Source organism: Desulfonatronum thiosulfatophilum (assembly GCF_900104215.1).
GTDB classification, from domain to species: domain Bacteria; phylum Desulfobacterota; class Desulfovibrionia; order Desulfovibrionales; family Desulfonatronaceae; genus Desulfonatronum; species Desulfonatronum thiosulfatophilum.
Window position 1 is genome coordinate 148,302 of the sequence record NZ_FMXO01000010.1, and the last position, 23,762, is coordinate 172,063.

Consider the following 23,762-nt stretch of genomic DNA (forward strand, 5'->3'; position numbering starts at 1 on the left):
CGGCTTGAGTGATTGAGGCATGAGTATTGCGTCGGCATAACGGGTTGCATGAAGGTTATTTTTGCTCATTTTCTCGAATTTGAAGGATTTGCTCGCCTATTCTATTCGTGGTGCGGGGATGCGCGGCGCACGCCCTTCCAGCCGTAACTGCTGGGCAGGGTCTTGCTGTTGTAGATTTTGCATTCAGCCCGAAACGGGCGCAACCTATTGTTCAGCAATTGAATTTGGTCCGCAAGTCGACGTTTATACGGAAAAAGCAGCGAGGCGCTTTTACGCTCCTCCAGGAAAAGAACGACCTCAATACGTAAAGGGTTGGTATTCTGAAAAAGTGCGCTTGCAAAGGGACGAAGTTCCTGGACATCCCATCGCCAAGCGGCAAAGAGTCCCGAAATGGTGTCCCGGACCTTTTGGGCGACTTCAGATGCAAGGCGTCCAGACAACAGGCGTTCCCGGTTGCGGGATTCATGGCCGCTCAAGTCCTTGACCTCGATGAACACGACGTCCCCAGGAAGGCCCGAACCCGGACGGATGAGGATAAAGTCCACGGCCTTGCTTCCCTCGACGCGGAGCATGGTGCCTCGATAAAATTTGGTCTCGTCGTATTTGCATACGGTAATGTCTTTGGAGAACCGAAAGAGCATGTCTCCTTCGGCGAACTCGATCATGTAGCGGACTCCAGGTGTTGCTCCAGGTATCGATCGCTTTGTTCCAATTCCTCATCCAGGGCTGTAATATTGGGAAGCCCTTCAAGTTCATCTGCCTGATGAGCAACGGCTCCGCTATTGTTACATTCCAGGCCGGTAAACAGGGGCGAGATGGAAAAGTCCTTGCGCAGAAGGGCCAATTCCCGGAGCAGGAAAAGGTTGTGCGTGGCAATGACGATCTGGATTCCGGACTGGGCCGTGACCATCAGGGCCTTGGCCACCTTGCGGATAAGCTTCGGGTTAAGGTTGGCGTCGGGTTCGTCCCAGAAGAGAGTACTGCCCTTGCTCAAGGCGCCGTTCAGCAGAAGGTAAGCCAGCTGGGCGATTTTGCGCAATCCCTCAGCCAGCAGGCCGACCTCCAGTCGGCCCTTGTCCCGGGTATGAACATAAAAACGACCGTGTTCAAGAATGATTTTTCCCTGCAGAATAGACTCAAGTTCATCAATCAGGTTGACGATGCCCGCAAGTTTGGCGGATTGAAGCGGGCCAGCCAGAAATTTTCGGCTCAAATCGTAATACGTCTCATCCAGAAAGAGTTCCCGACGATCATGGATAACGCTCAGGCTTGGGAAGATAGTCAGGATTTCCTTTGGCGGCATCATCACCGGTTCCTTGAAAGATCTGGAAGCCTTGTGCGTTTCCAAGGAGACCTTCTTGCGGCTGTTCGGAGCAAAGCTGAAGCCGAGGCTGCTTTCCAGGGCGCCATGTTCCATGAAGTGGGACTCAACCTTGCAGCGCGAGCGAACGGATGAACGGTTCACCAGCCCGCCGAGAAAGTCAGGTCGAAAAACAGCCACAAGCTTTTCCGCGATTCGTTCGTCCAGGTGGTAATGGATCGCCGGAACAGACGTCTCGGAACTCTCACTTTGAATGGCGCACAAAACATAGGCCAGCTTGAGGAGGTGACTCTTGCCCGTACTGTTTTCCCCGACGATAATGTTCAGATTGCCGGTGAAGCGTAGTTGAAGCTCTTGGAAGATGGAAAAATTTGAGACGGCAAGGGATGTCAGCATGGTGGAATACTCCGTTCGAACTGGCGGTTGCTGTGGCGCCGATTTTCAAGAACACTTGCATGAGATGAATGCCCCGTCAATGATGAATGTGAATGCGGCTCCTTGACTTCACCAATGAGAAACACGAATTGGTTGAGATCAATCTTTGACGAGACGACTCCATGTTCAAATTATTCATATTTGGAAGCATAACAGAGGAACGATGATGCCGCGAACATTCGTTATTCAAGCCTTGACCACTGAAAAAGCGCTGGGGGAAATTCTTCTGCAGGGGTGGGTGCGCACCCGTCGGGATGCGAAGGGGTTTTCCTTCCTAGAGATCAATGATGGTTCCTGCCTGAAAAATATTCAGGTGGTCATGGATCATGCCGCTGCGGATCATTTGTTCAGGGACGTGAACAACGGCGCGTCCGTGGAGATTCACGGCAGGCACGTGGCATCGCCGGCCGCGGGACAGAATTGGGAAGTGCAGGCGACAAAGGTGTTGCTGATCGGCCTGGCCGACCAGGAAACATATCCTTTGCAAAAGAAGCGTCATTCCGATGAATTTTTGCGGACCATCGCCCATCTGCGTCCCCGAACCAACAAGTACGGGGCCATGGCCCGGATTCGTTCCGAAGCGGCTTTTGCCGTGCACGCGTTCTTTCGCGAACGCGGATTCTGGCATCTGCACACGCCGATCATCACTGGTTCGGATTGCGAAGGCGCGGGGGAGATGTTTCGCGTGACGAGCCTACCGCTGGACCACAAGTCGCTGCCCGGGTCCGACCCTTGTGCCGATGATTTTTTCGGCAGACAGGCCAACCTGACCGTTTCCGGACAACTGGAAGCGGAACTCTACGCCTGCGCTTTAGGCAAGGTCTATACTTTCGGTCCGACCTTCCGGGCGGAGAATTCGAACACGCCCCGCCACGCCGCCGAATTCTGGATGATCGAGCCGGAGTTCACCTTTGGCGATCTTGTGGGAAACATGGATCTGGCGGAGGAACTGACCAAATCCATGGTTCGGCACGTCATGGAGCATTGCACGGACGACCTGGAGTTGTTCGGCAAGTTCGTGGACAAGGCCCTGCTTGCCGATCTGGACATCCTTCTGGCCAAGCCCTTTGCCCGGATATCCTATGCCCAGGCCATCGAGATTCTCGAGGAGAGCCGGCGCGATTTTGAATACCAGGTGATTTTCGGATCAGACCTGCAGACCGAGCACGAACGCTTCCTGGCCGAGGAGCACTTCAAGCAGCCGGTCATCGTGCATGGCTATCCGCGGACCATCAAGCCGTTTTACATGCGCCTGAACGACGACGGCGAAACCGTGGCCGCCATGGATCTGCTGGTGCCCCGGGTGGGCGAGCTGGTGGGCGGAAGCCAGCGCGAGGAACGGCTGAACATCCTGACGGATCGCATGGACGAGCAGGGGCTGAGCCGGGACGCCTACTGGTGGTATCTGGATACCCGCCGCTTCGGCACCGTGCCCCACGCCGGTTTCGGCATGGGCTTCGAGCGCTTTCTGATGATGGCCACCGGTGCGACCAACATCCGCGACGTGATTGCCTTCCCCCGCACGCCGGGGCATTTGGAGTTCTAGTTCGGGGCAGGCTTGGCTGCCCCCCCTCTCTGTTCAGGCTCGTCCCAATCCCATTCTCGGCGACATCTCCTTGCCGGTCAAATCCGTGTCATATCCTCCCAATGCCCTGATTCTGGCCTGCAATCCCTCTGAACGGATCAGATCCAGCACCGTGGTGATTTTCGAGTCATCGGCCCATTGCGCTGGAATAATCAGGTCGTATCGTTCCCGGGCCAGGGGCACGAAGTCCAGGTTCAGGGCCCGGGCCGCGGCAAAGATGCCCAGACCGCAGTCCGCCGCGCCGCTGAGCACGTTCACGGCCACGGCCATGTGCGTGTATTCCTCCTTCTCATATCCGTTGACCGTGTCCGAGGCGATGCCGGCCTGCTTGAGGTGGTGGTCCAGGAGGATGCGGGTGCCGGCGCCGCGCTGGCGGTTGATGAAGGTCAGGTCGGGCCTGGCCAAGTCCTCGACGCCTCGGATGTTTTTGGGATTGCCTTTGGCCACGATCAGCCCCTGGTGACGGATGGCCAGGTTGATCACCAGCAGGTCCAGGCCGGGGAGGTATTTGGCCAGAAAGGGAAAGTTGTAGTCGTCGGTTTCCGGATCGAACAAGTGGCAGCCGGCGAAATGAGCCGCGCCGTTGCGCAGGGCGGTCAGGCCGCCCATGCTGCCGACATGGGTTGAGGCCAGTCGGTACGGCTCGGCAAGGCCCATGAGTTCGTTGGTCAGCAGATCCAATGTATTGTCGTGGCTTCCCACGGAAACGATGGTCCGTTCCAGCTCGGCTTCCGGCGCCAGTAGTTCGGCCTCGACCATGGCTCCGGCCTCCACGCCTTCGCTGTGCATGGGGATCCGGGCGATGCCCTGGGCTTTGGTCAGGGTGGTGATCATCCCGGCTCCGCGGGCCAGGGGAGTGGCCACCCATTTCTCGCCCACACGCCCGATGGCCAGACGCATGAACTCCTGGACTCCCAGCTTTGAGGGTGCCTTGCGCGTCAATTCCACCTTTATTCTGGTTCGCGATCCGGGATCGCGGCGGCCCAGCCAGGAAGCCAGGGGCCGGACCAGTTCCTCGAAACAAATCACCGCGCTGACCGGATATCCGGGTGCGCCCACCAGAAGCCTGCCCCTGGCTTCGCCCAGCAGGGAAGGCTTGCCGGGCATGGCCGCGATGCCGTGCACCAGGACACTGCCGGCGTGCTCCATGACCGTGCGCGTGAAATCCTTGGAGCCCGCGGATGATCCGGCACCGATGACCACGATATGCGCATCGTCCAGGGCCTCGTCCACAGCGGATGCCAGCGCGTCCAGCTCGTCGCGCACCGGCGGAACGCGCTGGACCACGCATCCCCAGGACTCGGCCAGGGCCTTGAAGACCTGGGAGTTGCTTTCCACTACCTGGCCCGGACGGGGTTCCGGCCTGGTCGTGAAATCCAGGACTTCGTCCCCGGTGGGGATGATGGCGATCCGGATCTTTTCCCAGACTTCGATTTCCCACATTCCGGCACTGAGCAGGGCCCCGACGTCGTAGGGCGTGATCTGGTGGTTCTGCGGCAGCAGGAGTTCCGTGGCCACGATGTCCTCGCCGATGCGCCGGACATGCTGCCAGGGGAAAGCCGGAGCCTCGATGGTAATGGTTTGTTCGTCCACCTGAACCACCTGCTCGATCATAATCACGGCATTGGTCCCCTCGGGCATGGCATGACCGGTGTTCACCGGTCGGTACTCCGTGTCCAGCTTCAGCTCCAGGGGCCGTCCCTCCCGGGCCGTGAAGGTGGTTTCCGCGTTCACGGCCACGCCGTCCATGGCCGCGCTATGATGGGTCGGGCTGGAATACCGGGAATAGACCGGCGCCGCGGTCACCCGACCCACGGCCTCATGCGACGGGATGGTCTCCCTGAGGACCAGGGCGTCGCGGTCCAGAGCCTGCCTGGCCTTGGCCACGGCCTCGGGAATGGGAATGGTGGTCAGATAGATGGAGCGTTGGAAGGACATGAAAACTCCTTGGGAGTACAAGGTTCAAATAAGGGTATTTTATTGTCGGCAGAACACTTGGGTAGTGCAAGTTCGTTGTTTTCTCAAGAAAAAATTGAATGTTGTTTTTTTGAGTTATTTTAAGTCATTTTTGGTTTAAATATTTTTTTATAATTTTATTGTTGACGATAAACAACCTAAATGGCTATGCACGACCATCGATAGTTTGAAAGGTCAGGAGGTGATTTGGTGTGAAGAATTTGTTGTCGACCAAAGAAGTGGCGCAACTGCTCGATGTGAACGAGAAGATGGTCTACGGCCTGGTTGCCGAAAAAGGCCTTCCGGCCACGAAGGTTACCGGCAAATGGCTGTTTCCAAAGCATCTCGTGGAACAGTGGATTGAAAATTCCACCCAGAACTTTCCTGCTCCGGCATCTCCCTTGCCGCCGTATCACGGGCTGTTGATCGTGGCCGGCAGTGATGATCCGCTGCTGGAGCGGACCTTGAACCTGTTCAACAAGACGTTCCCGAAGCATCTTGCGGTCTACGGCAACGTGGGCAGTTTCGGAGGGCTCAAGGCCCTGCGCAACAATCTGTGTCACATGGCGTCGAGCCACTTGATTCAGGCGGAAGACGGGGATTTCAATTTTCAGTTCGCCTCGGAGGAACTGGCAACGCCTCCGGCGGTGATCAACTTCTCCTACAGGGAGCAGGGCCTGATCCTGGCCAAGGGCAATCCCCTGAACATTCAGTCCGTAGCCGATTTGGGCCGCAAGGAGATCCGGGTGGTCAATCGGCCTCTGACCACGGGCACGCGCCTGCTGTTCGATCAGCACCTGGAAAGAGCGAACGTGGCCGCGGAAACCATGGTCGGCTACGGCGCCGAGGTTCATCGCCATCTGGATGTCGGGCTGGAGGTGCTGGCCGGGCGGGCGGATGTAGGCCCGGGCATCAGGGCCGTGGCCGGCATCCTGGAACTGGATTTTCTTCCCCTGGGCCGGGAGCGCTTCGATTTGCTGATTTCCCGGGAGCGGTTCTTCGACAAGGGGATTCAGCAGTTCCTGGGACTGCTCCATGACCCGGCGTTCCAGCGACTGGCCGGGGAACTGGACGGCTACGATATTTCCCAGGCGGGAAGGACGATTTTTCCCCAAGAGCAGGATGATGATGCGCAGTAGTTGTACTTTTTCGGTATCTATCAGTTCATCAGAGTATAAGCGAACTGGATACCTGCCATCGCGGGGACGACTGAATCGGAGACGGCATGGAAAACAAGTCATTCCCGCGAAGGCGGGAATCCAGGAGCGGATTCAGGTGATCAATAAAGTGGATTGAATCTCACAGTGGAGATGCGACATTGTCTTTCATCAACATTAACCAGACAAGAGGGGCATCATGAAGAAAACCGTATTGACGTTGATCTGCGCGTTCATTTTGCTGGCCGCCATCCCGGCACTGGCCCAGGACAAGGTGATCACCATGAGCACCACCACCAGCACCGAAGCCTCCGGACTTCTGGACTACCTGCTCCCCGAATTCCAGAAGGACACCGGGATCACCGTGCGTGTCATGTCCAAGGGAACCGGAGCGGCTTTGCGGGACGGGATGGACGGCAACGCTGACGTGGTTTTCGTGCACGACGTGGCCCGGGAAGAACAGTTTGTGGCCGAAGGATACGGCACAAAGCGCTATTATGTGATGTACAATGACTTCATCATCGTCGGGCCGGAGAGCGACCCGGCCGGAATCAAGGACGCGCCGAACTCCGCCGAAGCCATGAAACGCATTGCCGCGGCCAAAGCGCCTTTTGTGTCCCGAGGGGACGACAGTGGGACGCATTCCCGGGAAAGGCAGCTTTGGGAAGCAACGGGGTTGGCTCTGACAGATGCCAAATCTCCCCAGGACAGCGGCGGTTGGTACTTTTCCATCGGCCAAGGCATGGGCGAGGCCTTGATTTTCGCCGAGGAAAAGGAAGGGTACGTCCTCGCGGATCGAGGCACATATTTGCAGTACAAGTACGGTCGCAGTCAGCCCTTCGACTTGGGGGTCGTTTACGAAGGCGACGACATGCTTAAGAATCCCTACGGCGTTATCCCGGTCAACCCGGAAAAGCATCCCCACGTGAAGTTCGATCTGGCCGATACCTTCGCCCAGTGGCTGGTCTCCGAGCGCGGCCAGCAGATCATCGGCAGCTACCAGCTCCACGACCAACCGCTGTTCTTTTCGGATGCGAAAGAATGATGTTCAGCGACAAGTAGGGGCGCACCTGCGTGTGCGCCCAATACGAATTTGCCCAACAAATTGCATGGACGGAATGCCACGGATGGACGGCCAGCCACAGTATAAGACATATGAAACCGTGATGATCGCTCACCTGCAAGGGCGGACACACAGGTCCGCCCCTACACCGCCCCTGTGATTTGCTCCTGACTTTTGACCTTCGACTTTTAACGTCTGTCATCTGACTTCTGAACTCCCATGGATTTTCTCACTCAAAGCATCATCGAAGCCTTCCGGATGATCTGGTCCCTGGATCCGGAGATGTATTTCATCGTCTACGTCTCCTTGTACGTCAGCTTTTTCTCCACGATTATCGCCTCGATTCTGGGCGTGCCGCTGGGGTTTCTGATCGCGGTGAAACAGTTCCGTGGCAAGCGGGCCGTGATCACCATCCTGAATACCATGCTGGCTCTGCCCACTGTTGTCATCGGATTGTTCGTCTACGCCTTCCTGTCCCGGCGGGGCATGCTCGGGCACCTTGGCCTGCTTTACACGCCCAAGGCCATTATCATCGGGCAGGTAATCCTGATTCTGCCCTGGGTGGCTACCTTCACCATGGCCGCGGTCAGCCGGATCGACGAGCGCTATCGGCGCACGGCCCTGACCCTGGGCGCGAACGCCCTGCAAGCGGCCCTGGCCGTGGCTCGGGAAGCCCGGTTCGGCATTCTGGCCGCCATCATCGCCGCCTTTGGCCGGGTCATCGCGGAAATCGGCATCGCCATGATGCTCGGCGGAAACATCAAGGGCTTCACCCGGACCATGACCACGGCCATGGCCCTGGAACACAACAAGGGAGAATTCGTCCTGGCCGTCGCCCTGGGCATCGTCCTGTTGACCGTGAGTCTGATCATGAACGTGGCTTTGCAAATGGTGCAGGGCAAGTACGGGAGCAACCGGTGAGCCTGTATTCCTTGCAAGAAGTTCGACAGGTTTTCGAAGACCGGACCGTTCTGGATATCGACAACCTTGAAATGACAGCCGGGGGCAGTTACGCCCTGTTGGGACCCAACGGGTCGGGCAAAACCACGTTGCTGCACGTTCTGGCTTTTTTACGGCCGCCCTCCAGTGGCGTCATTTATTTTCAGGGTCAGAAGGTGGAGTGGCGGGACAGCGTTCTGACCGGCTTGCGCCGCAAGGTGGTGCTGGTGGATCAGCATCCGATCATGTTTTCCACCACGGTGCTCAAGAACGTGGAATACGGCCCCAGGATGCGCGGCGTATCCGCCCGTGAGCGGCGCAAGGCCGCCGAGGAATGCCTGGAACGCGTGGGCATGTCCGCCTTCGCCCATCGTCCGGCTCATTTGCTGTCCGGCGGCGAAACCCAGCGCGTGGCCATTGCCCGGGCCATGGCCTGCCGCCCCGAGGTGATGCTCTTCGACGAGCCCACGGCCAGCGTGGACGTGGAAAACCAGGCCGTGATCGACGGGGTGATTCGTCAACTCCGGAAGGACAAAGGCGTGAATGGGCGCATTTCCATCATCTTTTCAACGCACAAGCCCCTGGAAGCGTCTAGGCTGGCCCAGGAAAGGATATTCCTGTTCGAAGGCCGACTCACGGGACCGGGCGGCGAAAATCTACTTTCCTGCGACATTGTCCAAGGCGGAGGGGGAGCGGTCTGCGTTGTCGGAGACAACGTCGCCCTGCCCGTGCAAACGTCGCGCTCCGGCCCGGGGCGGGTATTCATTAAACCCGAACTGATCGGGCTCTTCCCCCTGGATGCGGCTCATGAAGAGACGACCGAGCAGGGGCATGTCGGCGAAATATTGCAGATGACGGCGGAAGGTCCGAACATCAAGGTGCTCCTGGATATCGGCGTTCCCCTCCGGACTTTGCTGAGCAAGGATGAAGCCAGGCATCTCGACGCCATGGTCGGGGAAAAAGTGCGGGTGCGTATTGATCCGGAAGCGATAGAGCTGGCTTGATGACCAGATTATCGATATATCGCCCGAATCAGGTTTGGTGCCCTGACGAAGTTGCCATTTTTTCGATTCCCGGTAAATTCTTTCCGAAATCAGTTGCACGTCATGATTAAAAAAAAGGAATCCCGGCATGTTCGATGCTCTTCCGACGGAAGATTACACCTCTCCGCACCGCAGTCTCTCCTGGTTCACCAAAACTTTTCCCAGCGCGATCTTCTACCCCAAGATGATCAGGGTTATCTTTCGGGCCTCGAACAAGGCCAGGCGGTCGATGTATGACGGCCGGGCCTGGATCGAAAGCAGCCGGACCATCTGTTCTGTCCTGGAAAGCATCGGCGTCCGCCTTCAGATCGAGAACGTTTCCCCTCTGGCGAAGCTCGACTCCCCATGCGTTTTCGTGGGCAATCACATGAGCACCCTGGAAACGTTTGTCCTGCCGTCGATCATCCAGCCGCACCGGCCGGTCACCTTCGTGGTCAAGCGCAGCCTGGTGGAGTATCCCGTGTTCAAACATGTGATGATCTCCCGCGATCCGGTCGTGGTTGAGCGCCAAAACCCGCGGGACGACTTCAAGACCGTCATGGAGGAAGGCTGCAGACGGCTGGAGAAGGATATCTCGATTGTGGTCTTTCCCCAATCAACCCGGGAACCGGAGTTCGATCCCCAGAAATTCAACTCCATGGGAGTAAAGCTGGCCAAGCGGGCCGGGGTCCAGGTGGTTCCTTTCGCATTGAAGACCGATGCGTGGGGCAATGGAAAACTTCTCAAGGATTTTGGAAAGATAGACCCGAAGAGAACCGTCCATTTCCACTTCCATGAACCCATGACGGTCACCGGGGCGGGGAAGGATGAGCACGCGCACATCGTGGAGTTCATTCAAGGGAAATTGGAGCAATGGAACAGGCGGAGTATGGGGAAGGTTCATATTGGTTCATATGATAATAACACCGATGCGTGATAGCGATTGACGCCCTCTGTATTTAATCGTATTCTATTGTCCTCATTTAGAATCATCGGAGGGTCCATGACTAAGACAGTGACATTGCGACTGGACGAGCCGGTCTATCGGCTTTTCAAGGAAGTGGCGGAGCGGGAGAACAGGCCGCTCTCGAATTTCATTGAGACGGCGGCCATGCGGTTTGTGCGTGAGCACGAAACCGTGGACGAATTCGAGATGGCCGAGATTCGGAGCAACGCCGAACTCAACCAGAGTCTGCAACAGGGACATCAGGATGCCCAGCAGCGCCACGGTACGTTTGTCTGAGTTCAGGGTTTTCGAGACTGAAGAATTCAAGAAGGCGTTGGTCCGGCTTGGCCCGCCGCGTTTTCTGCCCGGGAAGCTCCAAACGTACGTCTATCCCCAGTTGCGCCAAGGGCCGTTCTTCGGCCCGAACATCCGAAAACTCCGGGGGTATACACCCGCCACCTGGCGCTACAGGATCGGTCCTTTTCGCATCTTCTACTCCGTGGACGAGAGCGAGAGGATCGTGTTTATGCTGACGGTGGATGATCGAAAAGACGCGTACGGATGATCGGCCACCCAGGAAATGTTGCCTACTCCGCTCCGCTACGAGGCAGATTTGCGATGTTTAGCTATGTCATACGTCACCGAGGCCCTTCTCCCATCCTTCCCCATGGCCCTGCCCACCGCGAGAATGCCTATTAATGCCAGGCAGTGAATTTATTTGCACCACGCAAAGGTATGATCTTTTGTCATACCGGAGGTGAGGATCATGAGCACGGCAAAAGTCGCCATTCCAACAAATTCAGAATAAGAAACAAAGGAATAATGAATGTTTGGACGGTTTTTCATGATAGTTATGAGTGTGCTGTTTGTTCTGGTTGCGCTTTCAAGCAGTGTTTCCTTTGCACAGGATTCAGCAACGGAATACGACAAACCAGTTATCGGGGTAATTCTTCCTTTTTCCTCAGCCTTTGAAGACATCGCTATTGAGCAGCAACGAGCCATCAATCTGGCTCTTTCAAAGTCGGATGTTCCTGTAGAGATTATCTTCAAGGATGGAGGAGCGGACAAGGAAAGCGCTGTGCAGGCATTTCATGAGCTTGCGGGGCTTGAGGATCGTCCCCTGGCGGTCATCAGCTGCTCCAGTTGGGCTTCTGACGCGATACATCCCCTTGCTGCCGAGAATGGGATATTTCATATCGCCATCGGCAGCGCAGCATTGAATCGCACCCATTCAGGAAATACAGTCAGGTTCACTCTGGACGCGGAGGATGAGCAACAGCAGTTGGCTGAGTATCTGTCCTCCTTCGAGAAAATCGCAATAATGGCCATGGACAACGACCTGGGCAACAGCTGGATTTCCCACATACGGCACAGTTTTCCTGATCAGGTTGCAGCGGCGCATGTGTATGATCCTCAAAAAATGGACATCCACGAAAAACTTGCGGAAATACAGGCCATTGATCCGGACGTCCTGGTGCTGATCAGTGCGGGGGAGGCTGCCGGGATTGCCCGGCAGGCCCGAAAAATTGGAATAACCGCGCAATTCGTAGGCACGCGGCCCATTGAGCGTGCGGAACTTCTGGCTGAGCCGGAATACGCCAACGGTCTTGTCTATACATACCCTTCCTACAATACAAAGCATGAATTTTCTGGCATGTACCGGGGGAAATACGGAAGCGATCCCGGATTTTTCGGGGTCGAAGCTTTTGATGCAGTGACCACGCTTTTGCAGTTTCTGGACAAAGGATTTGTGCGGCCGGCTGATTTGTTTCAGAGCTACGCGGGGCGCAAATTTGTGGGTGCGCTGGGGGAGATTTATTTCAACAGCCATGGAGACGCCAGGTATCCATATCTGTTTAAGCAGATAGTGGACGGCCGGTTTCAGGTTGCCGAATTTCAATTTCCCATGCTTCTTGAAAAGACCGCGCAACAGCTTGAAGACATATTCCGGGAAATGGATCAGGACATTGCACTGACTGCCCGGAAGCTTTCCAAAACAGGACTTGCCGGAGAGCCTGCCGCTTTAATACTCCAGGAGCTTTACGCAAAAAATCTCCATGCCTACAACTGCGTTACCGTGGATGCTGAAGGGATAATCGTCAATGTGGCCCCGGCCGGGTACCTGGATGTCATTGGCGAGGACATCAGCCATCAGGAACAGATCGTCCGGCTGCATTCCACGCGCCAGCCGGTCCTCAGTCAAGCCGTGAAGATGGTTGAGGGATTTGTGGGTATTGACCTGGAACACCCTGTATTCAGTCCTGAAAATCAGTTTATAGGATCAGTCAGCATTTTGGCCAAACCTGATTTTTTCGGAAGCATTATTTCCCAGAAGGTCTCCAATTTTCCCGTGGAAATGTTTGTGATCCAGAAGGATGGGGTCATGGTCTATGATATTAATGAACAGGAAATCGGCAAAAATGTTTTTCTTGATCCGTTATATCAAACATATCCTTCCCTGCTTGCGGTTGCTCGCAGGATAGCTGCCGAGCCGGATGGTCGGGGGCGATACCGTTTTCTGGACAAGAACATGCGTGAGGAGGTGGTCAAAAATATTCTCTGGACCACGGTGGGACTGCACGGAACCGAGTACCGACTGGCTCTGGCCTTTGAAGAGTAAGAATCAGAAGTGTCAGTTAGTGTTGGTGAGCATTAGGATTACCACGATGTTGAAAATACTCGCTGGCTGCGTTGCGGCTCCCGCACCGAATTGGGTTGTTATACCTTGTTGTTAAACGGTTGGCGTCCCAAGTCGGTGCGGGATTGTGGAATTCATTATCTTTCTGTTCTCGTCTCCAAAATCGCACAACCAGGAGCGGCCTATGACCATCAATTCAGCCAGCGTAACCTTCGTCACCCCAAAACTCGAGGAGACCCGACGGTTCTACGAGCTGCATTTCGGCGCACGCCCGGTTTTCGACTGCGGCTGGTATGTCGTGCTTCGTCTTGCGGAATCCGGTTCCGGAGCGGAGGTCTGCCTCATGGAACCGCGTGAAGGCACGGCGCCCTTTTCCGGAGGCGCGGTCCTGAACCTTCATGTTTCCGATGCCGATGGAATGTACGACCGGCTGGTGAACAAGGCCGGTCTGACCGTCCTGATCCCTCTTGAAGACCATCCATGGGGAGACAGAGGGTTCGGCTTGCAGGATCCTTCCGGCGTGACCGTCTATTGCTACCACCCCATTGCCCCTGCCCGGGAATTTCGTAAGTACTTCATCGAGGACGATCAGGATCAGTAAAAACATCGGGAGCAGCGAGCCGAGCCGCGGCCTGCCCCCTTTTCGCGCAAGCTTGTCGGTGCAGCCGAACCAGCGACGAACTTTACGGCTCATGCGCGGGGTTCGGGTCAGCGAGGCCCGCGCTTCGGCATCATCCTTTGCCAGGAGAACGGTCATTCCCGCAAGGGTGCCAGGTGGTCGACGTTCATACGCGTTGGTCGTGATGATTACCGCCAGCCCTGCGGGTCCGTACAAATGGGGTCGCGGCAGAGCAGGGCGCAGAAGCCCTGGTGATCGTCCATGCTGATAGAGTAATTGATCTGGAATGGTCCGTAATTATCCTGGCATAGCCCGTTGATGCACGTATACGACTTGAACTGGCACCCGATGAGATGACCCTTTACGAGGTTTCCTGCCTCTACCCTGGTGACGGCATATGGATGGACCGTGCATCGCTTCGAAAAATAGTCTGAGTTGTTATTGCAGAATAGGGTTCTGGCGGAGAGGCTGCCAGCCATGAGGAGCGTTGCGGCGATGGTCAGGATTACGGCCGTCCCTGCGCGGACAACAATTGTGCGAAGCGAGTTGGATGTTTGCATTGGGATGTCTCCTTGTTTGTGCATTACGCGGGTTGTTTCGGTTTGATGCCGAAGCTGAATGCTTGATCAGATCGTTGTAGTCAACAGTGGTAACCAGGATGCAGGTGAACTCCTGGCTGTTGTTCTCACAAAAGCAATACCCACGCCAAGCAAAAATATGTTGAAATTATAAGCAGATCACGAAAATTACAAGATTGTATGCGGCTTCTGGGCCGCCAAAAGCCTTGGCGATGCGCCAACAATATTGGCGTTGTTCACGGCTTGGTAGAAACGACATTGCCGGAATTTATGGATGATGCTAAAATCATGGCGCGCAATTCCTACAAAAATGAATCGAATGTACCTACCAAATTGTTCCATTTTCTGTCTTCGTCATCTTTTACGGCAAATTAAATAAATAATTTCAACATGCTGCTTTCGTGGCATGAACCCTGCTTTGTTTCCTCCCAGGAGGAGATAATCATGGAGGTCATTTTGTTGATTGGCGCGGCCTTGGTGGTGATCGTGGCTTGCGAGAGCGGGCTGGGGTGGTGCACCGCGGTGCATGCTGAAGGAACCGTTGCTGAGGAGAGCTGTCGACCAATACGTATCTCGTCATGGCAGGCACTGGTCATGATCGGGCCGTTGTTCCTGGCGGGAAGCGGTTTGCCCTTGCTTTTCGTCTATCCCGTGCAGGCTGTTATTTGCCTAGGAATTGCCGCTTTGTTGCTGGGGCTGCGGAAAATCTGCCGTTGATGACCAGGAACCTCAAAATGGACATTTCGTTCTGGTATCCCCTGCAACTCACCCTGCGGGTGGCTTCCCTGGCTACGCTCTTCGCTCTGGTGTTCGAGGTGCTGCTGGCCTGTGTCATTCACCGGTTCCGATTTCCGGGCCGGGACGTACTGGATGCCGTGCTTACCTAGCCCATGGTCCTGCCCCCCAAGGTGTTGGGCTACTATCTGATCGTGTTGATGGGTGCATGGGGTGATCAGCCATTTGCTGGAGTCGACCTTAGGCATCACCCTGATGTTCACTTGGCAGGGGGCGGTGATTTCCGCGGCTGTGGTGGCTTTCCGTGGTCTTCAAGTCGGCCCGGGCCGGCCTGGAAGGGGTGGGCAAAAGTACGAGAATGCAGCCCGCACCCTGGGCTGTGGAGAATGTTGCAACATCTTGCGCCAAACATACATTCTTTTCATAAATCGAAATTGAAGGTTTCAAATGCAACTTGAACCGTTCAGGCTCGAACGCTACTTTTCGCAGCATGAATTTTCAGCTCCGTATCTGCTCTGTACCTCGGACTGCGAGAGCATGGAACTGCGGGATTTGCTGGCGCTGGAACCCGATGCTGGCGAGCGGTTCCTCTCGCTTTGGCTGGGCTACACGGAATCCCTCGGAAATCCAGAGCTGCGGCAAGTGATTGCCGCGATGTATGAGCGGGTCGCGGCCGACCAGGTGCTGGTGCACGCCGGGGCGGAAGAGGCGATCTTCAATTTCATGAACGTGGCTCTTCGTTCCGGCGACCATGTCATCGTGCACGCTCCCTATTACCAGTCCCTGGGCGAAGTGGCTCGCAGCATCGGCGCCGAGGTGTCGGAATGGCGGGGTGATCCGGCGCAGGCTTGGGAACTCGACCTTGAAGTATTCAAGGCTGCTCTTACACCGCGCACCAAGGCGGCAGTGATCAATTTCCCTCACAACCCCACCGGATTTCTGCCACGAATTGAGTTTGTCCGCGCACTCTCGGAACTTTCTGAACAGCACGGATTCATCATCTTTTCTGATGAAGTCTACCGGGGGCTGGAACTCGATCCGTCCCATCGCCTGCCGGCTTTTGCGGATTTGAACCACCGCGCCGTCTCTCTGGGAGTCATGTCCAAGACTTATGGACTTGCCGGGCTCAGGATTGGCTGGATCGCCACGCGCAACGAGCTTCTGTTTAACGAAATGGCTGCATTCAAGGATTACACGACCATCTGCAACAGCGCCCCAAGCGAGTTTCTGGCGGCCCTTGCATTGCGGAACGCCAAGTCGATTGTTGAACGGAACCTCGGGATAATCCGCAAGAACCTCGACCATCTGGATGCGTTTTTCGCACACCGTCCGGATCTGTTCACCTGGAATCGCCCGAAAGCGGGGTCGCTCGCCTTCCCCGCGCTGCTGAAGGGAGATGTCGAGAGGTTCTGCGCTGATCTGGTCGAGAAGGCAGGAATTCTGCTGCTGCCGGGAACGCTCTACGGCTCAGGAACAAATTGTTTCCGCATTGGTTTCGGACGCAAAAATGTTCCGCACGTTCTCCAGAGATTTGATGAGTATCTGAAGAAAGTGCCGAGCACCTAAATCGCCTCAATGCCCGTTTCCCCAGTGCGGATGCGGATCACGTCCTCCACGGGGAGGACAAAGATCTTGCCGTCTCCGATTTTACCGGTCTTCGCCGTTTCCTGAACAATCTGAATAACATCATTGGTCATGGAGTCGTCCACCACCACCTCGATCTTGATCTTGGCGGTGAATTCCACTTGGTACTCAGCTCCGCGGTAGACTTCCTTGTGGCCGTGCTGGCGGCCGAATCCCCTGACTTCGGTGATGGTCATGCCCTTGATGCCCAAGCCGGTGAGAGCCGACTTCACTTCTTCCAGCTTGTGAGGCCTGGTGATGATCTCGATCTTTTTCATTCCGGACTCCTTGGCTGGCTGCATGGAAAACAAGCTTCAGCATTTTGTGATTGAGCCGTCAGTGTATGCGCCAGGCAGTTGCCTGGCGCAGGTGTTTTCGGTGTGCGCTCAGTGGAACATGCGCAACACTCTATCGGTCAGATGTCGAAAGATGTTGCCTTCATCAATGGTGCGCATCGCGACGAGCGGGTGAGTGGCGACGGGTTCATCGCCGAGGAAAAGCTGCAGTTCTCCCACCGTGTCGCCAATATTGACCGGAGCTTGAATATGTTCCGATACAACCATTTCAAGGCGAAGGTTATCCTGGCTGCCCCTGGGGATGGATGCGAAGAAGTCCGTGGCGACGCCTACGGGCAATCGCGTTTCTGAACCAAACCAGATCCGGGGGTCAACAATCGTCTGGCCGGAACTTCGGACAAGTACGGTTTCAAACTGGCGGAACCCCCAGTTCAGGAGAGCCTGGGATTGATCGGCACGGGCCAGGCCGCCCTGGCGGGTGTTGGGTGCGTCAATGCCCATAACCACGGCGACAAGGCGCATGTCGTCGCGCTTGGCGGAAGTCACCAGATTGTATCCGGCGGCCGATGTCCACCCGGTTTTGACGCCGTCCACCGATGGGTCACGTCCAAGAAGGAGATTGCGATTGTATTGCCTGATATTGTTGAAGGTGAATTCACGCTCGGAGTAGAAGCTGTAATATTCTGGAAAGTTAATGATCAGTTTCCTGGCCAGGGTGACGATGTCCCTGGCTGTTGTGTATTGCTCCTGTGTACTGGGCAGGCCGTGGCTGTTCTGGAACTGGGTGTTGGTCAGACCCAACTCCAGCGCCTGCGCGTTCATCAGGTCGACAAAAGCCGCTTCGGTTCCGGCAATTCGTTCGGCCAGGGCAACGCACGCATCGTTGCCGGACTGGACGATCATGCCCCGGATCAGATCTTCCACTGTAACCAAACTGCCCACGTCGATGTACATCCGGGAAGCTCCGGTCATTCCCGTGCGCCAAGCCTGCTCGCTGACGTGGACGAGTTCATCCATGGCCAGATTCCCGTTTTGCAATTGGCGGAAGACGAGATAAGCAGTCATGATTTTTGTCAAACTGGCCGGTTCGACCCGTTCATCGGCGTCTTTACCAGCCAAGGTCGCGCCGCTGTCGGCGTCCATCAGAAAAAAGTTGCGGGCGGTGAGACCGGAAGGCGGATCGACCAGCAGGCGAGCCTGGGCCGATGCCGCAAACAAAAGAAACAGCAGAAAGAAAATCAATGTTCGTTGTAATCGCATACCCTTAGCCTTGAATAAAAAGAGATGATTATTGAGGGACCTTGAAGACGATGAATTCGGGATTGTCCGGCGGGCTGCGCCGTCCCGAATCCCCAGAATACGGCAGCTCGCGCGTCAAAGCAACACATGGCGAAAGCTGGCGACACACGGCAGCACTTGTGCAAATGCCGTTCGTGGTGGCGCTTGAAAATGATTTTCGAAATTCCTTGACATTGATATTTGTTATCAGTACTTACCTTCTTCCCGGTTTCATCCATGTGATCATGGAGTTCAGTCTATTGAGCTGCAAAAATAATTAGCTGGAGGGGGCGTGATGTTTCAGAGATTTCGTAAACAGAAGCGCAAATTTGGTGCGGGTTGTTCGGATTGCTCGTCCGAAACGCAAGGCGTCAGGGGAAGCGATCAAATCCTGACGCAGGTTGGCAATGGATGCCGCTGCCGAATTCGTCGACATCGAGCTGTTGGGGCCATCCGCCAGCGGCTGCTTGATCTCGGTTTTGTACCCAATGCGGAAGTTGAAATGATCCGGTGCGCCACTCTGGGTGATCCACTGGAAATGCGCGTGGGCGACTACTACGTCACATTGCGCAAGCGCGAAGCGGATCTGATCGACGTAAAAACCGCTTAATAATGTTTATAGGCGCGAGCCGACTTCCGGTGCGGAAACGTACGCTTTTCTTTTGATGTTGAAAATCATTTGCTTTCTGTTGTTAACTTGCCGGCATCTGTGAAAGTTGAAGGATCTATGTCCGATATCAAGAAGAACATCATTACCGGGTTGGCCGGCCAGCAAAATGCGGGCAAATCGACCATCTTCAACATGCTTACCGGGGCGAACCAGCATATTGCCAACTACCCCGGCGTGACCGTGGATAAAAAGGTCGGCAGTTATCGCGACGAGTTGGGGAAGGTGGAAGTGGTCGACCTTCCGGGAACCTATAGCCTGACCTCCTTTTCCCTGGAAGAGCGGGTGGCTCGGGACTTTTTGCTCCGGGAAAAACCGGGTGCGATCATCAACGTCATCGATGCTTCCAGCCTACGGCGCGGCCTGTACTTCACCTTTCAGATTCTGGAAATGTCCTTTCCCGTGGTCATGGCCCTGAACATGGTGGACGTGGCCGAGTCCAACGGCCGGCGGGTGAACCACGAGAAGTTGGCCCAATTGCTGGGGATCGAGGTCGTCCCGACAGTGGGGCGCAAGGGGAAGGGCAAGACCGAACTGCGTCAGGCCGTGCGCCGAACGGCTCAGGAACGGCGAAACAGCGACGAAGAGTCGTGGGATCGCCACGCTCTGAGGATCAACTACGAAGAACTTGAGGGAGATATCGTCGAGATCCATGAGCGGCTCATGGAATCGAAAAGTATGGGCAAGGTCGTTCCGTTGCGATGGATGGCCGTCAAGCTTCTGGAGGGCGACGCCGAGGCCCAGAAGATTCTTCGGATGCATCATCAAGACGCCGAGGAGATCCTGGACGCCGTTTCCTTGGCTTCCAGCTCTTTTCAGCAACGAATGGACATTACCACCGGCGACTACATTGTCACTTGCCGGGACCGGCTGGCCGCCTCCATCGTCGAACAGTGCGTGGAGACGACCAGGGAAGAGACGGTCCGTCTTTCCGAAAAGATCGACCGGGTGCTGTTGAACCGGGCCTTTGCTCCGGTATTCCTGGTCTTCACTGTCTACCTGATTTATGAACTATCCATTGTCCAGGGGTACAAGCTAACGTTCCTGACCTGGCCGGCCCTGGCCTGGGTCCGGACCGTGGTGGCCGGACTGCTGCCCGATCCCGGTCTGCTTCAGGACACCCTGATTCGATCCATGTCCCTGTGGATGGTGGACAGCGTGAATACCCTGCTGAACTACGTGCCCATCTTCCTGATCCTCTTTGCCCTGATCGCGATTCTGGAGGATTCAGGCTACATGGCCCGGATCGCTTTTATCCTGGACCGGGTTTTTCAGAGTTTCGGGCTGCACGGCCAGTCCACGCTGCCCTTCATTCTCGGCGGGGTTTTCACCGGCGGTTGCGCCGTACCCGGGATCATGGCCACCAAGGGCATTCCGGACGAGCGCTCGCGCCTGGCCACGATCCTGACCGTGCCGTACATGAACTGTTTGGCAAAGATACCGCTCTATACGCTGCTGGTGAGCATCTATTTCGCGGCCTACAAGTCCTATCTGATGCTTTTTATCTCCACGATTACGATTATCATGGCCATGATCATCGCCAAGCTGCTCACTTCAACCATCCTGCGCAGCCGGGAGACGGCTCCCTTCGTCATGGAGATGCCCAACTACCACCTGCCGACACTCTTCGGGGTGCTGCGGCGGGCCTTTGACCGGACCTGGGTCTATATCAAGAAGGTGGGAACCATTGTCGTGGCAGTGGCCATTGTGGTTTACGTTTTGTTGCAGTTCCCCGGCCTGCCGGACGAGCGCATGGCCTACTTCGAGGCCCGGATGGACGATGCCATTGCCGAGTTCCGCGCGGACATCCAGGACACGGTTTATGCCGATCTGCTGGCGAATGACGATGCCGTGCTCAGGCTCTTGAACATCGCCAATGCCTACCGCGAGGCCAAGCTGGCCGCCACGACCCAGGAGGCGTCCACAGCCGTGGACGTCCGCTATGAGGCCATGCACCCGGAATTGTTTGACCTGCTCCGTCCCCGTGATCCCGAAGCACGTTCGGCAAACCGCTCGTTACGCAATCTCACCACGGAACGTTCGTCCCTGCGGACTGCCATCCGCGAGGAAACCATCGTCTACAGCTATTTCGGCACACTGGGCCGGGCTTTGGAACCGGTGACCAGGTATGCGGGCTTTGACTGGAAGGTCAACGTGGCCTTGATCAGTTCCTTTGCCGCCCGGGAGTCCAGCGTCGCCACTCTCGGCGTGCTGTTCCAGGAGGGCGCCGACGAGAGCATGAGCCTGGAAGAGCGCATGGGGCAGGCTGGGGCGGCCTCGGGATTTACTTCCTTGCATGCCTTTGCATTGATCCTCTTTTTCGCTCTGTACCCGCCCTGTCTGGCCACCACGATCATGGTCAAGGTCCAGACGGGTTCCTACAAATGGATGCTCTTTTCCATCATCTTTCCCACGGTGTTCGGACTGGTCGTGGCCAGCAGCGTCTTCACCGTCAGTTCCATGCTCGGCTTGAGCGGAATCCAGGCCATGGTCGGATTCTACATCCTGGCCCTGGCAACGGCCATCATCCTGTCCTTCCTGCCTGATCCGGCCTGGAAAGCATCCGGACCGGCCATTAGTCGCACCAAGGAGGCATAACCATGCTATGGGAATACCTGATTCTCGGAATTTTGCTGGCCTGGGCCGTGTTTTACATTTGGAAGAGCTTTTTCAAGAAAAAGGGCTGCTCCTGCGATTCCTGCCCCTCGGCCGCGAAGATACCGGGAATGGATGGGATCGGCGACTTGCGGAAGGACGAGAAAAAGCAGTTATGAACTGTTCAGCACAGCAACAATTGTTTGGCTGATTCATGCAGCGAAACTTGTACTGCTCAAAAAAATCGGCAATCAAAAGGTAAACCTGGGAGCGCCGCACCCCAGTGCGGCAGCGGTGTAACGCACTCAGAACCAATTTCCGGCTGGATCGCGACCCCAGTAGATGGATCACGAAACTCCCGCGTAGTTGGGTACCTGTGTACAGAAAACTTTATCGCTGACCTTTTTGAGCAGTAACGTAGATGAAAACGAAAATGAACAAAACACTCAATTGGAGGTACTGACCATGTTGCACCGTATATTCACCCTCTTTTTTCTGGCCGCCTTTCTGTTTCTGTCCGGAATCGCCGCCGCGCATACGCCCTTGTTCGCCTGCTTCGACAACGCTGATGGGACGGTATATTGCGAAGGCGGATTCTCCGACGGCTCCTCCGCGGCCGGAATTCCGATCATCGTCAAGGACGGTTCCGGAAACGTGATCCAAACCCTTGAACTGTCCCGGAACAGCGATGTGGAGTTCGACAAGCCCGAAGGCGAGTATTCCGTGCTCTTCGATGGGGGTGAGGGGCATGACATCCTGATTCCCGGTTCGCAGATTTTTGAATAGCGAGGTCTCCGTGCTTCGCCGGTTGCGGGGCACGGGTTATTGTTTGTCTTGATATGGAGTTTCATTTTCGATTTCAACAAATCATTTCTTTGGAGGATGACATGAAACGCAGATTGCTGCTTGCCGGATTGTTGACCCTGTTCCTAAGCGCTCCGGCCCTGGCCCATTTCCAAATGCTGTACACCCCGGAAAGCGCCTTGAATCAAGGCGGCGAGATGAACTTGAAGCTGGTCTTCACCCATCCCTTCGATGCCGACCACATCATGGACATGGAACCTGTTCAGGAGTTTTACGTGGTGCATCAGCGCGGCGAGGAGGGCGAGGCCCAGACCACCGACCTAAAGGAATACCTGAAGGAAATCACGTTTCGCGGCTTGGGTGATGCTGCCGGAAAAGCATTTGAAGCCAATCTTCCGGCCCGTGTTGTCCGTTCCATGGGCGACTATGTCTTCGTAGTGGTTCCGGCTCCATACTACGAAAAAGCCGACGAAGGCTACATTCAGCAGTTCACCAAGATGATCGTCAATGTCGGCGGCATGCCCGGCAACTGGCACGAGCCTTTGGGCCTGCCCGCGGAGATCGTTCCATTGAATAAGCCCTATGCCAATTGGACCGGCGGCGTGTTCACCGGAGTGGTCATGTCCAACGGAGATCCCGTGCCCAATGTTGAGGTGGATATCGAATATCTGAACGTAGAAGTGGACATGGCCGCCAACGCCTTTGTCGGTGAGCCCAGGATTGAAGCACCTCATCCGGCTTTTGAAACCATGACCGTTCTGGCCAACGATAAGGGCGAGTTCACCATCGGCCTGCCCAAGGCCGGCTGGTGGGGTATTGCCGTGCCGGACGTCGTCGAACTGGACCACAACGGCCAGGAACTGGTCCAGGAAGCAGTACTCTGGATCCAGGTAACCGATCTGCCGTAACGGCCATCTCAGAACCTGTCGCCGCTGTACGGAGTATCAGCGGAGTAGAGAGGCGTCGACAGGTATTTTTTGTAACTGCTCAGTACTTTTCATGAGAAACTCGGAGTGTTCCGGCTTGTCTCGATTTCTCAGCATCGCCTGTCAGACTGAGCCAGGATTCGTTCATCTAACCATTGCCAAGCGCCTGAATCGCCAATGTTTATTCGAGCAATGGTTTGATGTTACGAAACCGGCGAAGGAGTTTGCGAGGCCGCAAAATCAAGACGAGCCGGACCTCAGCTGAGTAGTTGTGCGCCAGGCGAAGTCCTGGCGATTCCAGTGGGATGCAAAGTTCCCACCGTGGTAATTGCCTGTTCACCACGAAGTCCAGGCTCGGCGAGCAGGGGTGACCCGAGACGCCAAGCGAGCCGGAAGAAGGCCGAAAGGCCGAGACAGAGTGCAGGCCTTAACGCAAGTGAACTCGCTTCGGCCTCGTTACAGCAAACTGGCGGAGGTGACCCTGCAACTACATGGGGAAATCTGCCATTGGTGCGATGGGAAAACAGGAGCGTCGCACCATCCGCCCGGGGTGTTTGGAGACGGCATGTACTCAAGGAA

The 23,762-nt window shown here is 56.0% G+C and carries 26 protein-coding genes; 19 read left to right on the top strand and 7 right to left on the bottom strand.

Features of this window, described 5'->3' with window-relative positions; translation table 11 throughout:
- Window positions 1-101: 101 nt before the first annotated feature.
- A complete protein-coding gene (locus BLP93_RS09985) occupies window positions 102-665 on the bottom strand; it encodes a hypothetical protein (protein ID WP_092120815.1) in 564 nt (187 codons plus the stop codon).
- A complete protein-coding gene (locus tag BLP93_RS09990) occupies window positions 662-1,717 on the bottom strand; it encodes an AAA family ATPase (protein WP_092120818.1) in 1,056 nt (351 codons plus the stop codon). The genes BLP93_RS09985 and BLP93_RS09990 overlap by 4 nt, the downstream gene beginning before the upstream one ends.
- A 205-nt stretch (window positions 1,718-1,922) precedes the next feature.
- Here BLP93_RS09990 and asnS point away from each other — a divergent pair, with 205 nt between their 5' ends.
- Complete coding sequence (gene asnS, locus BLP93_RS09995) at window positions 1,923-3,302, top strand: asparagine--tRNA ligase (protein ID WP_092120821.1); 1,380 nt, start codon at window positions 1,923-1,925, stop codon at window positions 3,300-3,302.
- A 33-nt stretch (window positions 3,303-3,335) separates the two neighbouring features.
- Here the strand turns inward: asnS and BLP93_RS10000 are convergent, their stop codons facing one another.
- Window positions 3,336-5,279: a molybdopterin biosynthesis protein gene (locus BLP93_RS10000; RefSeq protein WP_092120824.1), complete on the bottom strand. Its 1,944-nt coding sequence runs from the start codon at window positions 5,277-5,279 to the stop codon at window positions 3,336-3,338.
- Between the two features lie 230 nt (window positions 5,280-5,509).
- On the opposite strand from BLP93_RS10000, the gene BLP93_RS10005 reads away from it, so the two are divergent.
- The 9 genes from BLP93_RS10005 (at window position 5,510) to BLP93_RS10045 (ending at window position 13,663) form a co-directional block, all read left to right on the top strand.
- The gene (locus BLP93_RS10005) at window positions 5,510-6,436 is read left to right on the top strand and encodes a helix-turn-helix transcriptional regulator (RefSeq protein WP_092120827.1); all 927 of its coding nucleotides are present in this window, start codon (window positions 5,510-5,512) and stop codon (window positions 6,434-6,436) included.
- A 217-nt stretch (window positions 6,437-6,653) separates the two neighbouring features.
- Window positions 6,654-7,499 carry an ABC transporter substrate-binding protein gene (locus tag BLP93_RS10010; protein ID WP_092120830.1) on the top strand — a complete coding sequence of 282 codons (846 nt, stop codon included), beginning with the start codon at window positions 6,654-6,656 and terminating at the stop codon, window positions 7,497-7,499.
- Between the two features lie 237 nt (window positions 7,500-7,736).
- Entirely contained in the window at window positions 7,737-8,438 is a 702-nt protein-coding gene (locus tag BLP93_RS10015; protein ID WP_092120833.1) for an ABC transporter permease, read from the top strand.
- A complete protein-coding gene (locus tag BLP93_RS10020; protein WP_092120836.1) occupies window positions 8,435-9,460 on the top strand; it encodes an ABC transporter ATP-binding protein in 1,026 nt (341 codons plus the stop codon). Before BLP93_RS10015 ends, BLP93_RS10020 begins: the two co-directional genes overlap by 4 nt.
- A gap of 127 nt (window positions 9,461-9,587) precedes the next feature.
- A complete protein-coding gene (locus BLP93_RS10025; RefSeq protein ID WP_092120839.1) occupies window positions 9,588-10,415 on the top strand; it encodes a lysophospholipid acyltransferase family protein in 828 nt (275 codons plus the stop codon).
- 66 nt (window positions 10,416-10,481) lie between these two features.
- Window positions 10,482-10,721: a CopG family transcriptional regulator gene (locus BLP93_RS10030; RefSeq protein ID WP_092120842.1), complete on the top strand. Its 240-nt coding sequence runs from the start codon at window positions 10,482-10,484 to the stop codon at window positions 10,719-10,721.
- Window positions 10,690-10,989: a type II toxin-antitoxin system RelE family toxin gene (locus tag BLP93_RS10035; protein WP_092120845.1), complete on the top strand. Its 300-nt coding sequence runs from the start codon at window positions 10,690-10,692 to the stop codon at window positions 10,987-10,989. The genes BLP93_RS10030 and BLP93_RS10035 overlap by 32 nt, the downstream gene beginning before the upstream one ends.
- 279 nt (window positions 10,990-11,268) lie before the next feature.
- Window positions 11,269-13,044 carry an ABC transporter substrate-binding protein gene (locus BLP93_RS10040; protein ID WP_161946279.1) on the top strand — a complete coding sequence of 592 codons (1,776 nt, stop codon included), beginning with the start codon at window positions 11,269-11,271 and terminating at the stop codon, window positions 13,042-13,044.
- Window positions 13,045-13,246: 202 nt separating this feature from the next.
- Complete coding sequence (locus BLP93_RS10045) at window positions 13,247-13,663, top strand: VOC family protein (protein ID WP_092120851.1); 417 nt, start codon at window positions 13,247-13,249, stop codon at window positions 13,661-13,663.
- A gap of 206 nt (window positions 13,664-13,869) precedes the next feature.
- Here the strand turns inward: BLP93_RS10045 and BLP93_RS10050 are convergent, their stop codons facing one another.
- Window positions 13,870-14,241 carry a hypothetical protein gene (locus BLP93_RS10050; protein WP_092120854.1) on the bottom strand — a complete coding sequence of 124 codons (372 nt, stop codon included), beginning with the start codon at window positions 14,239-14,241 and terminating at the stop codon, window positions 13,870-13,872.
- A gap of 462 nt (window positions 14,242-14,703) precedes the next feature.
- Here BLP93_RS10050 and BLP93_RS10055 point away from each other — a divergent pair, with 462 nt between their 5' ends.
- A complete protein-coding gene (locus BLP93_RS10055) occupies window positions 14,704-14,976 on the top strand; it encodes a hypothetical protein (RefSeq protein ID WP_092120857.1) in 273 nt (90 codons plus the stop codon).
- A gap of 17 nt (window positions 14,977-14,993) precedes the next feature.
- Window positions 14,994-15,146, top strand: a complete 153-nt coding sequence (locus BLP93_RS17600; RefSeq protein ID WP_208596613.1) for a hypothetical protein — start codon at window positions 14,994-14,996, stop codon at window positions 15,144-15,146.
- 88 nt (window positions 15,147-15,234) lie between these two features.
- On the opposite strand, the gene BLP93_RS17605 is transcribed toward BLP93_RS17600, so the two are convergent.
- Window positions 15,235-15,402: a hypothetical protein gene (locus BLP93_RS17605; RefSeq protein ID WP_208596614.1), complete on the bottom strand. Its 168-nt coding sequence runs from the start codon at window positions 15,400-15,402 to the stop codon at window positions 15,235-15,237.
- A gap of 129 nt (window positions 15,403-15,531) precedes the next feature.
- Here BLP93_RS17605 and BLP93_RS10065 point away from each other — a divergent pair, with 129 nt between their 5' ends.
- Window positions 15,532-16,560, top strand: coding sequence for an aminotransferase class I/II-fold pyridoxal phosphate-dependent enzyme (locus BLP93_RS10065; protein WP_244148711.1), 1,029 nt, complete (start codon window positions 15,532-15,534; stop codon window positions 16,558-16,560).
- On the opposite strand, the gene BLP93_RS10070 is transcribed toward BLP93_RS10065, so the two are convergent.
- Together BLP93_RS10070 and BLP93_RS10075 are read right to left on the bottom strand one after the other, a co-directional pair.
- Entirely contained in the window at window positions 16,557-16,895 is a 339-nt protein-coding gene (locus BLP93_RS10070; protein ID WP_092120863.1) for a P-II family nitrogen regulator, read from the bottom strand. The genes BLP93_RS10065 and BLP93_RS10070 overlap by 4 nt on opposite strands.
- Window positions 16,896-17,003: 108 nt before the next feature.
- Window positions 17,004-18,173, bottom strand: a complete 1,170-nt coding sequence (locus tag BLP93_RS10075; protein ID WP_092120866.1) for a D-alanyl-D-alanine carboxypeptidase family protein — start codon at window positions 18,171-18,173, stop codon at window positions 17,004-17,006.
- A gap of 41 nt (window positions 18,174-18,214) precedes the next feature.
- On the opposite strand from BLP93_RS10075, the gene BLP93_RS10080 reads away from it, so the two are divergent.
- The 6 genes from BLP93_RS10080 (at window position 18,215) to BLP93_RS10105 (ending at window position 23,165) form a co-directional block, all read left to right on the top strand.
- Window positions 18,215-18,472 (top strand): hypothetical protein, encoded by a 258-nt coding sequence (locus BLP93_RS10080; RefSeq protein WP_139162973.1) that lies wholly within the window; start codon window positions 18,215-18,217, stop codon window positions 18,470-18,472.
- 14 nt (window positions 18,473-18,486) lie between these two features.
- Complete coding sequence (locus tag BLP93_RS10085) at window positions 18,487-18,801, top strand: FeoA family protein (RefSeq protein WP_092120872.1); 315 nt, start codon at window positions 18,487-18,489, stop codon at window positions 18,799-18,801.
- 117 nt (window positions 18,802-18,918) lie between these two features.
- Window positions 18,919-21,456, top strand: coding sequence for a ferrous iron transport protein B (feoB, locus tag BLP93_RS10090; RefSeq protein WP_092120875.1), 2,538 nt, complete (start codon window positions 18,919-18,921; stop codon window positions 21,454-21,456).
- Between the two features lie 2 nt (window positions 21,457-21,458).
- The gene (locus BLP93_RS10095) at window positions 21,459-21,632 is read left to right on the top strand and encodes a FeoB-associated Cys-rich membrane protein (RefSeq protein WP_092120878.1); all 174 of its coding nucleotides are present in this window, start codon (window positions 21,459-21,461) and stop codon (window positions 21,630-21,632) included.
- Window positions 21,633-21,918: 286 nt separating this feature from the next.
- Window positions 21,919-22,239: a hypothetical protein gene (locus BLP93_RS10100; RefSeq protein WP_092120881.1), complete on the top strand. Its 321-nt coding sequence runs from the start codon at window positions 21,919-21,921 to the stop codon at window positions 22,237-22,239.
- Between the two features lie 101 nt (window positions 22,240-22,340).
- Window positions 22,341-23,165 (top strand): DUF4198 domain-containing protein, encoded by an 825-nt coding sequence (locus BLP93_RS10105; RefSeq protein WP_092120905.1) that lies wholly within the window; start codon window positions 22,341-22,343, stop codon window positions 23,163-23,165.
- Window positions 23,166-23,762 lie beyond the last annotated feature (597 nt).